Raw genomic sequence first — 11,814 nt, forward strand, 5'->3', positions numbered from 1 at the left:
GTGCGACAATGCTCTACATGGACATCTGGATTCCCCTGTTCTGCCTGCTCGGATTCCTGCTCATCCTCCGGGCGCTCCTCAACCGCAAGACCGTCAAGGTCTACCGCGTCAGCCCGGCCTCCCTGCGCGCTTCCCGGCGCGTGGTCATGGACGTGCTTCCCCTCGTCGAAACCGGGGACGACCGCTCCATTCTGGACATCCGGGAGCTGCCGCACACCAAGGAAAACATCAAGAGTGCGGTAAAGATTCTGGCCTACTACTTCGGCAAGCACCGTCAGTCCCGCGACCTGATCCGGGTCAAGACCTGCTATCTTTCCCTGAGCCGTTTTCAGGAATGCGGCCTGCCCGACGAGGAACGCGAACAGCTCGCCGAAGAGGAAAAGGTCCAGCTCCTGCGCGAGTTCGATTTCTTCATCACCCAGACCCCGTTCGGAAACTGAGCGCCCCGCTTTTTGCGCATCCCGACGAAACTGTTGCCCTCCCCGGGTTTCATGATATGGTGGACGCTCTTTACCCGATTGAGACCAACCGAGGAGGATCAATGCAATTCTTTCTGGACACCGCGAACCTCAGCCAGATTCGGGAAGCGGAGGAACTCGGACTTGTGGACGGCGTGACCACGAATCCCACGCTTCTGGCACGCGAAGGCGGCGATTGGCGGTCGCAGGCACGGGAAATCCTGAAGATCGTGGACGGCCCGGTCAGTCTGGAAGTCGTGAGCGAGGATGCCGAGGGCATGATCCGCGAAGCCCGCGACCTGCACGCCATGGGCAAGAACGTGGTGGTCAAGATTCCCATGATCCGCGAGGGGCTCAAGGCGCTCAAGGTGCTGCGCGGCGACGGCATCCGCACCAACGTGACCCTGATCTTCTCCCCCATGCAGGCTCTGCTGGCTGCCAAGCTCGGCGCGGACTATGTCAGCCCGTTCGTGGGACGACTGGACGCCATATCCCGGGGCGGCATGGAAATCGTGTCCCAGATTCGCGAAATCTACGACAACTACGGATTCGACACGAAGATTCTCGTGGCCAGCGTGCGCAATCCCATGCATGTGCTCGAAGGCGCACTCATCGGCGCGGACGTGGCCACCATACCCTTTGCCGTGATCGAGGAACTCATCAGGCATCCGCTCACGGACTCCGGTCTGGCCAGTTTCCTTGCCGACTGGAAGGCATTTCAGGAAGACGGATAGCCGCAATCCAAGGGCCGGGAACTCCATTCGGAATTCCCGGCCCTTTTTTCTGCAATCTCAGCTTTCCCGGCGACCCTCTACGGGTTCTTCTTCTTCCACGCTTCCCATTCCCTGCTGGTCAGCTTGCCGTCCTTGTCCAGATCGGCTTCGCTCAGGATGCGCTCGGCATTCAGGGGGTACACATTGAAAATCTCGGTGCGCATGATCGTGGAATCCCCGTCCGAATCGATCTCCACGAACGCCTTGGTGAACCGGATGCGCTCCAGCTTCTGCAGGATGGTCTTGGCCAGTGCGCCGTGCTCCACGTAATACAGGGACAGGGTCTGCCTGCCGGTCAGCAGGCCCGTGGTATACCCGGCCTCGTGATCCGCCAGATACAGAGTCACGCCATCGTCCGCCAGCACCCCGGAAAATCCTTCCCGCACCACTTCCTTGGTCTTTCTGTCGAACCACAGCTTGTACCCGGCAAAAAGCTGCCCCTTCTGCTCGTTGATCACGACCGCGACCTGTCCCTCGACAAATCCCGCGTCCTTCTTGTGCAGATAGGACATCCCCTTCCACGTTCCGCGCAGCTCCGGAGTCCCGGCAATGGCCATCGAACACACTCCAAGAAACAGCGCCGCCACGAACAATGCCGCAATGCTCTTCTTCATCCCGCTTTCTCCTGGTTGAATGATTCCATCTTCCAGAAGTGCGGGAATATGGGCAGCGCGTCAAGGCAGCAAGAGAAAAAACATGCATGCCTCTGCCCCCATTGTGCCCTGCGCATTGAAAAGGCCCGCCACCTGAAATCAGGGGCGGGCCGCGTTGTCAGTCCTTCTTCGAACCGTTTCCGGTCGCGGACGCGATGCTCAGAATGTCCTCAAGAGACTTGCCTCGGGTCTGAGCCAGTTTCTTCCACTTGCGCTTTTCCTTTTTCAGCGCCTCGATGGTGTGCAGCAGGTTCTGGATGGTCTGTGCCGGATAGCCGTGCGTGGCGCGGCCGCCCCGGCGCAGTTCCTCGTCGTTCCGCTGCCTGATGGACGTTATCTGGTTCGCGTCGAGAATCATGGCGATTCCATCCTGCCGCAATTACGCGGAAGCGCAGAAGCCTTCCATGGCGTACTCGGTGCGGTCCCTGTATTCTTCCTGCTTGCCCTTGTTCCAGCGGCTCACCGGACGGTAGTAGCCCACCACGCGGGTGTAGACTTCGGTTTCCCCGCCGCAGGTGGGGCACTCGAAGTGCTCGCCCGCAATGTAGCCGTGATCCCGGCACACCGAAAAGGTGGGCGTAACCGAGATGTAGGGAATCTTGGTGTTGCTCATGGCCTTGAGCAGGAAGCTTTTCACGCTTTCCTCGTCCGGCACGGCCTCGCCAAGGAAGGTGTGGAACACGGTACCGCCGTTGTACAGGGTCTGGAGTTCGTTCTGATGCTCCAGCGCAAAGAACACGTCCGAGGTCACGCCCACGGGCAGCAGGGTGGAATTCGTGTAGTAGGGAATATCCGAGCCCGAGGTGTAGATGTCGGCGTAGAGGTCCTTGTCGATCTTGGCCAGACGGTAGCAGGTGCCTTCGCCCGGAGTGGCCTCCAGATTGTAGAGGTGGCCGGTCTGCTCCTGAAAGTCCACGACCAGCTTGCGGAGCTGGTTGAGCACGCGCTGCATGAGCCGGGAGCCGGACTTCGAATCGATGCCCTTGTGCAGCAGATTCATGCAGGCCTCGTGGCCACCGATCAGGCCGATGGTGGAGAAGTGGCCGTTGAACCCGTTTTTCAGGTAGCGGCGGGAGAACGGGAACATGCCCGCGTTCAGATTCTTTTCCACGATCTTGCGCTTGAATTCCAGAGAGTCGCGGGCCAGTTCCGCGTATTCGGTGACCAGATCGATGAAGTCATCTTCATTGTGGGCCAGATACGCGAGCTTGGGCAGGTTCAGGGTGACCACGCCGATGGAACCGGTCAGGTCGCCCGCGCCGAACAGGCCGCCGGTCTTCTTGCGGATTTCGCGCAGGTCCATCTGGAGGCGGCAGCACATGGAGCGCACGTCCTCGGGATTCAGATCCGAATTGATGAAGTTCTGGAAGTAGGGCGCGCCGTACTTGGCGGTCATCTTGAGCAGCAGCTTGCCTTCCTCGGACTCCCACGGAAAATCCTTGGTCACGTTGTACGTGGGAATGGGGAAGGAGAAGATGCGGCCGTCCGCGTCGCCTTCGAGCATGACTTCGAGGAAGGCCCGGTTGATCATGGCCATTTCCTCGGCATATTCGCCGTAGGTGGAGTCCTGGAACTCGCCGCCGATGATGATCGGCTCGTTGGCGATGTGGGACGGAGGCACGAAGTCGAAGGTGAAGTTCGTGAACGGGCTCTGGCCGCCCCAGCGGGATGTGGCGTTCAGGTTGTGGAGCAGCTTCTGGATCTGCTGCTTCACGTTCCAGTAGTTCAGATTGTCGTACCGGATGAACGGGGCAAGATAGGTGTCCACGTTGTTGAACGCCTGAGCTCCGGCCCATTCGTTCTGGAGCGTGCCGAGAAAGTTGACGATCTGGCCGCAGGCCGCGTCAAAATGCTTGGCCGGGGTGGACGAGCAGCGGTCGTCCAGATTGAAGCCCTCGATGAGCAGGTCGCGCAGGGACCAGCCCGAGCAGTATCCGGCAAGACCGAAGGACAGGTCGTGGATGTGGAAATATCCGTGGTTGTGGGCCATGCGCACTTCCTCGGGATACTTTTCCAGCACGTATCTGGCCTGAACCGAACCGGCCATATGCAGAATCAGTCCCTGAAAGGAATGCACCATGTTGGAATTTTCGTTGACCCGCCAGTCGATGTTGTCGAGATAGCTCTCGGTGACAGCGGAAATGTCCAGAAACGCCTGATTGTGGGTACGCAGCTCGCGGCGCTTCTCGCGGTAGATGATGTACCGCTCTGCCACCTTGTAGAGCCGGGATTCCATCAGGACTTCCTGAACCATGTCCTGAACCAGCTCCTGCTCCGGAACGTCCACGTCCTTGAGTTTCTTTTCGACTTTCTTCGCCAGACGCCTGGCCAGCAGGGGATCCTTGATTCCGCTGCCCTTGAGCGCCTTGAAAATGGCGTCTCCGATGCGCCTGGAGGACCAGGTCTCGACGCGACCGTCTCGTTTCTTGATCTGAACCGGCATGTAATCTCTCTGAAAACCGTGCTTCACGGAAAGCTGGGGACACAGAACCGCCCGCGCGGCCGTCCCGTCGGTTGTTGTCGGCTGCCGTGGATGACTCAGGCGGCGGAACCGCGTGAATCCGGCAACGGTTTGATGTTTGTACAGGCAAATTTGTCGGCAGCGACCTCCGCGGGTCGCATCCGGCAGGAAACGCTTCAGGCAGGTATTCTGGCTCTCCCCGCCTGTTCCGCCTTCCCGCCCCGCAGGGCAGTGGCATTGTGGAAACAGGAATCAGCAGGGGATGACAGCGGCGGGACCGCTCCGGAGTTTCACCGGATTCCCTGTTAGGGCCGGGGCCACCTGAAGGACTTCATGACTGAGGTGGGAGACTAGCCCAAGCAGGGAATGAGCGCAAGAGGGCACCCAAGTATTCGTTTGTACTTTCAAGCTGATAGTGAGGGTAATGGCCCGGTATGGTTGACCATAAAAAAACATGTTTTTTCCCGTCGCACCACCCCTTCGAAAAAGCTGTATCCATCGCTCCCGGGAACTTCCTCAATGTCGGAAAACGGTTATCCCCGAAAAGGAATTTTTTACCGATTTTTAAGAAAAACTTATTGACAAACGATAACAAATCATCGCAAAAGACGCTGAAGAAAACATCACCCAAGGAGAAACCCATGAAACAGATCAACCGCATGAGCCGGGTCATCCGATACCTTGCCCTGACCTATATGGCGGCCACCCCCGTAATGTCCGTCCTGCTCTGGACCACGTACACGCCGGGCGAACCCTCGTTCTTCAATTTCGACTCCATGCTCGCCGTGAACCCGGACATGATTCTGAGCGCCCCCACCACGACCACCCGGCTGCTGGGCTGTCTGGCTTCACTCCTGCCCGTGTCCGTGACCATGTTCGGCAGTTGGCAGCTTGCCGGACTGTTTGCCCTGTATGAACGCGGCATCGTGTTCGAACACGCCAATGTCCGCTGCTATCGGCTGCTGGCCTGGACCATCCTGATCCGGGAAGCCCTTGCCCCGGTGAATCAGGCTCTTTCGTCCATCATCCTGACCATGAACAATCCCGAAGGGCAGCGCATGGTGGCGGTAGGGGTTTCCGACGCAAACCTCGGCTGGATCGTGCTTGGCCTGATCGGTCTCGTGGTTGCCCGGATCATGGATGACGCCCGGGAAATGCAGGAAGAACGGCAACTCACCATCTAGGGGCAAAACATGTCCATCATCATCAATCTCGACGTCATGCTGGCCCGCCGGAAGGCGAGTTCCAAGGACCTCGCCGCAGCCGTGGGCATCACGCCCCAGAACCTGTCCGTGCTCAAGACGGGCAAGGCCAAGGCCATCCGCTTTTCCACGCTGGAGGCCATCTGCGAATATCTGGAATGCCAGCCCGGGGACATTCTGGAATACAGGCAGGACGACTCCGCAGAGTAGGACACGGCCCGGACGGCTTGACACCGCTCCGGGCTTGCCCCATCGTTGCAGCGTGGAACCAGACCTCAAGAAAACGGACCAAACATGCAGATTACCGTAACCACCCCGGCGTTGCTGTTCCCGGCCATTTCGCTGTTCATGCTGGCCTTTACCAACCGATTCCTGTCGCTGGGCAGCCGGGTCAGGGCGTTGCACGACCATTTCCGCAAAAGCAGCGACGAATCCGCGCGCAGACAGATCGAAAACCTGCGCAAGCGCATCTACATGATCCGCAACATGCAGGGCCTCGGCGTGCTCTCCATGTTCACCTGCGTGCTCTCCATGATCTTCCTGTTCGAAGACTGGTACATGGCCGGACAGATCATGTTCGGCGTCAGTCTCGTGCTGCTGCTCGCCTCGCTGTGGATTTCCTTTCTGGAGATACGCATCTCGGTCCACGCTCTGGACATCATGCTGGAAGAGCTGGAAAAACGGTAATGCGGGCATGCGCAGACCATTGCCTTTCGGAAAAGACATTGTGCGATGCATGTCTTTTCCGATTCTGATATTCATCATGACGCTGGCTTCGGGCTGCGGCCCAAGACCGTGGTATTCAAATCCGGTCCGGCAGAGCCTGCGAAAGGGCCTGCATGGCGCAACGGCCGCTTCGAATTCGCCAAACCGGAACCGGACATTGGCGCGACCATGACATTCCCGGATGCTTCGGAGGGTTCCCCCTTCCCGATGCCGGAGGACGCCAGTTTCCCGGACTCGAAACGAATCCCCGGGACAGGCTGGTCCAACTTCCGAGAGGTTCCCCCATGGAGGACATCATGAACCCCACACGAATCCTGCTTTTCATTCTTGCCCTGCTCATGGCTTCGGGATGCGCGCCCAAGGTCAAGCTTTTTGCCTCCAAGGCCACGGAACCGCTCCGGGAATACGTGCTCGAAGGCGATGGAGACGGCAAGATCGCACTCATCCATCTGCGCGGATTCCTGATGGACCAGCCCCGACAGGGCCTGCTTTCGGCCAAACCCAGTCAGGTGCAGGAACTGGTCAGCAACCTCAAGCTTGCGGAAGCCGACGACGACGTGAAGGGCGTGGTCATTGCCGTGGATTCCCCGGGCGGCACCACCACGGCCAGCGACATCCTGTATCACGAGCTGCTCGCATTCAGGGAACGCACCGGAAAAAAGGTCGTGACCGCCATGTTCGACGTGGCTGCATCCGGCGGATATTACGCGGCCCTGCCCTCGGACTGGATTCTGGCGCACCCCACCACCATCACCGGGTCCGTGGGCGTGATCTTCATGCGGCCCAGGCTGAACGGACTCATGGACAAGATCGGCGTGGACGTGGAAGTCAGCAAATCCGGGCGCGACAAGGACATGGGCTCGCCGTTCCGACCCGCAACCGAAGAGGAACGCGAACTGTTCCAGTCCATCACGGACACGCTGGCCTCGCGGTTTCACGCTCTGGTGCGGAAACACCGCGACCTGTCCCCGGACAGCATGGCCGTGGTCGAAACAGCACGCGTGTTCACTGCGGATCAGGCCCTGAAGCTGGGACTGGTGGATCAGATCGGCTACCTTGAAGACGCGTTCGCCAAGGCCCGCACGTTGTGCGACCTGCCGAAAAACGCCAGCGTCGTGGCCTATCGCCGGGATGCCTACCCCAACGACAATCCCTACAACGCCCTTTCCACGGCCCGGCCCGAGAAGTTTTCGCTTCTGGGTGCGGATACGGACATGCTCCTGCCGCCCCGGGCCGGCTTCTACTACATATGGCTGCCCGGCCGCTGACGGGCACTGCATCGAACACGCAAAAAAAGGGGTTGGCTTGCGTCGCAAAGGACGTTAAGCCGACCTTCTTTTTCGGAGGAATACATGCGTTCTCACACACGGAAACATCCGGAAGATCACGCCGTGGGCCATTCGGAGGCCAAGGCATGATCGGGAAAGACGACCGCACGGCCATGACTTTCGCTCTGGCCTTCATCATCGGGGCCTCGGCCATGTCCACGGACATGTACCTGCCCGCCCTGCCCATGCTCGTGAAGCAATGGGGCGTTTCCGAAGCGCAGGGAGGCCTGACCCTGAGCATGTACTTCGTGGCCTACAGCATTTCCATGCTGATCTACGGTCCCCTGTCCGACAGATACGGACGCAGGCCCATCATGCTCTTCGGGCTGATCTTCTTTTCCCTGGCCTCGCTGCTGTGCGCCACGGCTCAGGACATGTCCCAACTCATCGCCTACCGCGTGCTCCAGTCCATCGGGGCCGGAGCCGGGACCGCTGTGGGCACGGCCATGTGCCGCGATTCGTTCGAGGGCGCGCTCAGGCAGCGCGTGTACGCCTACATCGGCGTGATCATCGGCGTTGCCCCGATTGTCGCCCCGTCGCTGGGCGGACTGATTCTGGAAGTCGCGGCATGGCAATGGATATTCGTGGTGCAGGGGCTCTACGGACTGGCGGCTCTGGTCTGTGCATGGTGCATGGCCGACACTCTGCCCCAAGAGGACCGGACTGCGGAAATCGGATTCATCACCCGCTACCGGACCCTGTTCCGCAACCGGGAATACATGATGGCCACGGTGGTCTTCTGCCTCGTCATGGCCCCGTTCTATGCGCATCTGGCCACTTCGCCCTTCATCTACATGAAATTCTTCGGTCTGGATCAGGGCGACTTCGCCAGATTCTTTGCGCTCAACGCGCTGGGCATGATGCTCGGGGCGTGGCTGTGCGCCAAGCTGTCCAAGCGCGTGTCCGGCGTGGCCATCAACACCACGGGATTCTGCATCGTGATTCTGGCCGGGGCGTGCATGATCGCGGTCGGCGGCAACGGACCGCTCTGGTTCGCCCTGCCCATGGTGGCATGTTCCTTTGGCACGGGCATAGGACGCCCGGTGAGCGTGTCCCTGTCTCTGGAGCAGGTGAACCGGGACATCGGCTCGGCCTCGTCCATGATGACCTTCATCCTGCTGCTTTTCGGGGCCGGGATCATGTGGCTGGCCTCGCTGGACTGGCCCAGCCGCCCGGTCATGATCGGCATTTTCGCCCTGTGCGGCGGGGGAATCACCCTGATGCTGTGGCCGGTCATGCTGCGCATGTTCCGCAGGCGCGGCACGGATCGATGTCTGTATCCGGAAAAATGACAGAAAAAAGGCCGGGAAGCTGCATGCTTCCCGGCCTTTTTTTCTTCAGGATGATGCCGGACTGTCCGAAAGGACGGCCAGCTAATCCATGAGCATGGGTGTGGCCTCGGGCGCCGAACATTGGGCCGCGTCCGCAAGCAGATCGGCCAGCGTGATGGAATTCAGCTTTTCGTACATGGCGTCCGCAGCCTCCTTCCAAAGTCGCCGCGTCAGACAGACCTCCATGCGCTGGCAGTCTTCCTTGCCCGTGCGGCATTCCACCAGATGGGCATCCCCTTCCAGCACCCGCACGATTTCTCCCACGCTGATCTCCGCAGGCTTGCGGGCCAGCATGTGCCCGCCTCTGGGGCCGCGCTTGCTCTTGATGAATCCCGCATCCTTGAGCTTGCGAATCAGCTTCTCAAGATATTTCACGGAAACGCCCTGGCGCTCCGCAATGTCCTGAATGCGGACCGGGCCGTCGATTGCGTGCTGCGCAATGTCCAGGGCCATTCTGGTTCCGTATCGGCTTCGTGTTGTCAGTCGCATGTCGATCTCCTCGATGCAGCCGTTCTGGGGTTTTGGACCGTACCGCGCGCCTTCTCGTATCTATATGAAACCATAAACATACTAACAAGGTCTGGAAACAACCACCCCGCAAATGGTATTCTCTGGGACCCCGGCATGATAGCCGGGTTATAATTAACCCTCGTTTAGGAGGGGAATTAACAGAAAAAAAGACCCGCGACAATGCACGGGCCGGAAAAAAACCAAAACGGAACAGCCGGACTAGTTGCGTCGGCTTCGGGCATAGGCAAGAATGCCGAACAATCCCATGATCCAGCCGATGCCGCCCACGATTTCGGACACGCCCGGGCCGGACTGGTTCATCTCGGCCAGCATGTGCTTGACCGGTTCCATTTCGCGATGCACCGCCCGGGCCACCAGCGCCTCCAGTTCCGTGGAAGCGGCCTGCACCTCGGCATCCCCGCCGACTGTCGGCGCAGCAACCGAAGCATTCCCGCCGGATGCATCCGCAGGGGAATCTCCGTATTCCGCATACTTCACCACCCATTCCGCCTGATGCCCGGCTCCGGCCCTGAGCAGCAGACGAAGGTCCATCCTGCCCTCGCGCGCCTGTGCCGGAATGGCAAAGGTGAAGCGGCCTTCGTTGTCCGTATTGCCGGAAAGCAGCAGATTGTCCGTGGCCGCGTCATGCACTTCGACAATGCCGTCATGCACACGGCGGGAGCGGGAATATCCGCTGTCCGTGACAACGGAATCGCCATCCACGTAGGCGAAAATGTTGACCTTGTGCGCAAGGCCGTTCTGCGGAAGCGCAAGGGACAGGGCAATCAGCATCAAAAGCACGGGAAAAACGCGTTTCATGAAGCCTCCGAACGAATCAGGCCGGGTCAAGGCCCAGCGCCTCGGGTTTGACCTTGGCAAGAAAGGAATAGGTGAATCCGGTGATCACGCCTTCCACGCCCATGATGGGCAGTTGAAAAACCACAATGGCCTTGGCTGCAGGCAGGAACGCGTCGCCGGACAGGGCAAGGGCCGTGGCCGTAAGAAAGGCACTCATGCCAAAGGCCAGGAATCCGCAGCCGAATGCGGCAGCAAACTGCCCTGCACTCCGGCCGGAAAGCATGGGCCGAAACAGGTAATGGCACAGCACGGCCGGGGCGGCCATGTTGAAGGCGTTCACGCCGAGCACGGTCAGTCCGCCGTACTGGAACAGCAGAGCCTGAAGCGCAAGGGCGATGAGTATGGAGGGAAAGGCGGCCCATCCCAGAATGACTCCGAGCAGACCGCAGAGAACCAGATGCGCATTTGACGGCCCAAGGGGCACATGGATCAGGGAAGCCACGAAGAACGCGGCGGACAGGATGGCCACGGTCATGATCCGATCCATGTCGATTCTTTTCAACCCGACCGCCGTGCCCAGCGCGGCCAATCCCCATCCGGCGGCCAGAACGGGACCGGACAGAACTCCTTCGGAAATATGCATGTGCGCCTCCCCCCTGTGCGAGCCGAGCGTATCGGTTGCGGCTTCGTGTGACGAATTTTGAAACCGTATACACCCTGAGTCGAACAATGACAAGACGCGACCACGCGACCGGACACACATGGTGAAAACACACCATGTTGCATCAGGCTGAAAAAGAAATCAGTCCGTGCAGGAAGGCACGCCCCACCGGGTCTCGAAATCCCCGCACCAATCCTCGGCCCGGGTCAGGGGCCAGGGGCGCTTGTCCTGATTCCCGCACAAACGCGGCGCATGTCTCCGGCATTCGGACAGCATGTCCGCGTCCGGCGTATCCAGCAGATCGCAGGTCTGCGGATTGGCCCAATAGCGACAGATGCGGCATTTACCCAATGGCATGGCGTTCCTCACTTTCGGGAGCCTCCCGGGCTTCCCGGCTTCCGTTTTCTCCCGGTTTCCCGCAGAAAACGGGCGATATCCATGTCCGAAACCAGAATGTGATCAAGGAGCCAGCCCTGCAGGAACGCAAGGACCTCCCCAACCTCCAGAGGTTCATCCCTGTACAGACGCCGACGAAAGGCCTTGACCCGCTGCTTGAGCGCAAAATGCTCCCGCGCATGCTCTCCCCGTTCCGGATAGCGGATATCCTCCATGAACGTCTCTTCACTGTGGAAATGGAACACCGTATACTCGCGCAACCGGGACAGCACGTTTTCCAGCACCCGGGTGGGCCGCCCCAACTCAACGGCGTTCAGCAAGCCGTTGGCAATGCGGATCAGTTCGCGGTGCTGGTCATCGATCTGCCTGACGCCCAGACTCAGGGAGTCCGTCCACTTCAATCGCCTTGTCATGGCAAACCCCGTTTTGTTTCCATCATACTCTTCCTGCAAGGGAATGCCGAGTATAATCACGCCGGAATGGCGCAGGCTGTTGCCATGCCCGCCGGTTTGGGGCA

At 59.8% G+C, this 11,814-nt stretch carries 15 protein-coding genes and 1 riboswitch; of the genes, 7 read left to right on the forward strand and 8 right to left on the reverse strand.

Going from position 1 to position 11,814, the window contains the following annotated elements; translation table 11 throughout:
- Nucleotides 1–8 precede the first annotated feature (8 nt).
- Both MPN23_RS09965 and fsa read left to right on the forward strand, forming a co-directional pair.
- Nucleotides 9–440: a hypothetical protein gene (locus tag MPN23_RS09965; protein WP_243544057.1), complete on the forward strand. Its 432-nt coding sequence runs from the start codon at nucleotides 9–11 to the stop codon at nucleotides 438–440.
- Nucleotides 441–541: 101 nt separating this feature from the next.
- Nucleotides 542–1,192, forward strand: a complete 651-nt coding sequence (fsa, locus tag MPN23_RS09970) for a fructose-6-phosphate aldolase (RefSeq protein ID WP_243544058.1) — start codon at nucleotides 542–544, stop codon at nucleotides 1,190–1,192.
- A 77-nt stretch (nucleotides 1,193–1,269) separates the two neighbouring features.
- Here the strand turns inward: fsa and MPN23_RS09975 are convergent, their stop codons facing one another.
- The 3 genes from MPN23_RS09975 to MPN23_RS09985 all read right to left on the reverse strand — a co-directional run bounded on the left by MPN23_RS09975 (nucleotide 1,270) and on the right by MPN23_RS09985 (nucleotide 4,327).
- A complete protein-coding gene (locus MPN23_RS09975) occupies nucleotides 1,270–1,845 on the reverse strand; it encodes an EF-hand domain-containing protein (protein WP_243544059.1) in 576 nt (191 codons plus the stop codon).
- Between the two features lie 157 nt (nucleotides 1,846–2,002).
- The gene (locus tag MPN23_RS09980) at nucleotides 2,003–2,242 is read right to left on the reverse strand and encodes a hypothetical protein (RefSeq protein WP_243544060.1); all 240 of its coding nucleotides are present in this window, start codon (nucleotides 2,240–2,242) and stop codon (nucleotides 2,003–2,005) included.
- Between the two features lie 21 nt (nucleotides 2,243–2,263).
- A complete protein-coding gene (locus tag MPN23_RS09985; protein ID WP_243544061.1) occupies nucleotides 2,264–4,327 on the reverse strand; it encodes a ribonucleoside triphosphate reductase in 2,064 nt (687 codons plus the stop codon).
- A gap of 180 nt (nucleotides 4,328–4,507) precedes the next feature.
- Nucleotides 4,508–4,685, reverse strand: a riboswitch (cobalamin riboswitch).
- A 301-nt stretch (nucleotides 4,686–4,986) separates the two neighbouring features.
- Here MPN23_RS09985 and MPN23_RS09990 point away from each other — a divergent pair.
- The 5 genes from MPN23_RS09990 to MPN23_RS10010 all read left to right on the forward strand — a co-directional run bounded on the left by MPN23_RS09990 (nucleotide 4,987) and on the right by MPN23_RS10010 (nucleotide 8,893).
- Nucleotides 4,987–5,529 carry a DUF2975 domain-containing protein gene (locus MPN23_RS09990; protein WP_243544062.1) on the forward strand — a complete coding sequence of 181 codons (543 nt, stop codon included), beginning with the start codon at nucleotides 4,987–4,989 and terminating at the stop codon, nucleotides 5,527–5,529.
- A gap of 9 nt (nucleotides 5,530–5,538) precedes the next feature.
- Nucleotides 5,539–5,757: a helix-turn-helix domain-containing protein gene (locus MPN23_RS09995; RefSeq protein ID WP_243544063.1), complete on the forward strand. Its 219-nt coding sequence runs from the start codon at nucleotides 5,539–5,541 to the stop codon at nucleotides 5,755–5,757.
- Between the two features lie 84 nt (nucleotides 5,758–5,841).
- On the forward strand, nucleotides 5,842–6,234 hold the full coding sequence (locus tag MPN23_RS10000; RefSeq protein WP_243544064.1) for a DUF2721 domain-containing protein: 393 nt from the start codon (nucleotides 5,842–5,844) through the stop codon (nucleotides 6,232–6,234).
- Nucleotides 6,235–6,569: 335 nt separating this feature from the next.
- A complete protein-coding gene (gene sppA / locus MPN23_RS10005; RefSeq protein WP_243544065.1) occupies nucleotides 6,570–7,541 on the forward strand; it encodes a signal peptide peptidase SppA in 972 nt (323 codons plus the stop codon).
- Between the two features lie 146 nt (nucleotides 7,542–7,687).
- The gene (locus MPN23_RS10010) at nucleotides 7,688–8,893 is read left to right on the forward strand and encodes a multidrug effflux MFS transporter (RefSeq protein ID WP_243544066.1); all 1,206 of its coding nucleotides are present in this window, start codon (nucleotides 7,688–7,690) and stop codon (nucleotides 8,891–8,893) included.
- 81 nt (nucleotides 8,894–8,974) lie between these two features.
- Here MPN23_RS10010 and MPN23_RS10015 read toward each other — a convergent pair whose 3' ends face one another.
- From MPN23_RS10015 to MPN23_RS10035, 5 genes are all read right to left on the reverse strand, one after another.
- Complete coding sequence (locus MPN23_RS10015; protein WP_243544067.1) at nucleotides 8,975–9,421, reverse strand: RrF2 family transcriptional regulator; 447 nt, start codon at nucleotides 9,419–9,421, stop codon at nucleotides 8,975–8,977.
- 240 nt (nucleotides 9,422–9,661) lie between these two features.
- Nucleotides 9,662–10,261: a hypothetical protein gene (locus MPN23_RS10020; RefSeq protein WP_243544068.1), complete on the reverse strand. Its 600-nt coding sequence runs from the start codon at nucleotides 10,259–10,261 to the stop codon at nucleotides 9,662–9,664.
- Nucleotides 10,262–10,277: 16 nt separating this feature from the next.
- Nucleotides 10,278–10,883, reverse strand: coding sequence for a cobalt transporter CbiM (cbiM, locus tag MPN23_RS10025; RefSeq protein WP_243544069.1), 606 nt, complete (start codon nucleotides 10,881–10,883; stop codon nucleotides 10,278–10,280).
- A 159-nt stretch (nucleotides 10,884–11,042) separates the two neighbouring features.
- Complete coding sequence (locus tag MPN23_RS10030; protein ID WP_243544070.1) at nucleotides 11,043–11,258, reverse strand: hypothetical protein; 216 nt, start codon at nucleotides 11,256–11,258, stop codon at nucleotides 11,043–11,045.
- A gap of 8 nt (nucleotides 11,259–11,266) precedes the next feature.
- Entirely contained in the window at nucleotides 11,267–11,710 is a 444-nt protein-coding gene (locus MPN23_RS10035; protein ID WP_243544071.1) for a bacteriohemerythrin, read from the reverse strand.
- Nucleotides 11,711–11,814 lie beyond the last annotated feature (104 nt).

It is taken from the genome of Pseudodesulfovibrio tunisiensis, assembly GCF_022809775.1.
GTDB classification, from domain to species: Bacteria; Desulfobacterota; Desulfovibrionia; order Desulfovibrionales; family Desulfovibrionaceae; genus Pseudodesulfovibrio; species Pseudodesulfovibrio tunisiensis.

Excerpts from the sequence above, each read along its gene's own strand:
- MPN23_RS09965 (WP_243544057.1), top strand. The coding sequence starts at position 9 with ATGCTCTACATGGACATCTGGATTCCCCTGTTCTGCCTGCTCGGATTC.
- fsa (WP_243544058.1), top strand. The coding sequence starts at position 542 with ATGCAATTCTTTCTGGACACCGCGAACCTCAGCCAGATTCGGGAAGCG.
- MPN23_RS09975 (WP_243544059.1), bottom strand. The coding sequence starts at position 1,845 with ATGAAGAAGAGCATTGCGGCATTGTTCGTGGCGGCGCTGTTTCTTGGA.
- MPN23_RS09980 (WP_243544060.1), bottom strand. The coding sequence starts at position 2,242 with ATGATTCTCGACGCGAACCAGATAACGTCCATCAGGCAGCGGAACGAC.
- MPN23_RS09985 (WP_243544061.1), bottom strand. The coding sequence starts at position 4,327 with ATGCCGGTTCAGATCAAGAAACGAGACGGTCGCGTCGAGACCTGGTCC.
- MPN23_RS09990 (WP_243544062.1), top strand. The coding sequence starts at position 4,987 with ATGAAACAGATCAACCGCATGAGCCGGGTCATCCGATACCTTGCCCTG.
- MPN23_RS09995 (WP_243544063.1), top strand. The coding sequence starts at position 5,539 with ATGTCCATCATCATCAATCTCGACGTCATGCTGGCCCGCCGGAAGGCG.
- MPN23_RS10000 (WP_243544064.1), top strand. The coding sequence starts at position 5,842 with ATGCAGATTACCGTAACCACCCCGGCGTTGCTGTTCCCGGCCATTTCG.
- sppA (WP_243544065.1), top strand. The coding sequence starts at position 6,570 with ATGAACCCCACACGAATCCTGCTTTTCATTCTTGCCCTGCTCATGGCT.
- MPN23_RS10010 (WP_243544066.1), top strand. The coding sequence starts at position 7,688 with ATGATCGGGAAAGACGACCGCACGGCCATGACTTTCGCTCTGGCCTTC.
- MPN23_RS10015 (WP_243544067.1), bottom strand. The coding sequence starts at position 9,421 with ATGCGACTGACAACACGAAGCCGATACGGAACCAGAATGGCCCTGGAC.
- MPN23_RS10020 (WP_243544068.1), bottom strand. The coding sequence starts at position 10,261 with ATGAAACGCGTTTTTCCCGTGCTTTTGATGCTGATTGCCCTGTCCCTT.
- cbiM (WP_243544069.1), bottom strand. The coding sequence starts at position 10,883 with ATGCATATTTCCGAAGGAGTTCTGTCCGGTCCCGTTCTGGCCGCCGGA.
- MPN23_RS10030 (WP_243544070.1), bottom strand. The coding sequence starts at position 11,258 with ATGCCATTGGGTAAATGCCGCATCTGTCGCTATTGGGCCAATCCGCAG.
- MPN23_RS10035 (WP_243544071.1), bottom strand. The coding sequence starts at position 11,710 with ATGACAAGGCGATTGAAGTGGACGGACTCCCTGAGTCTGGGCGTCAGG.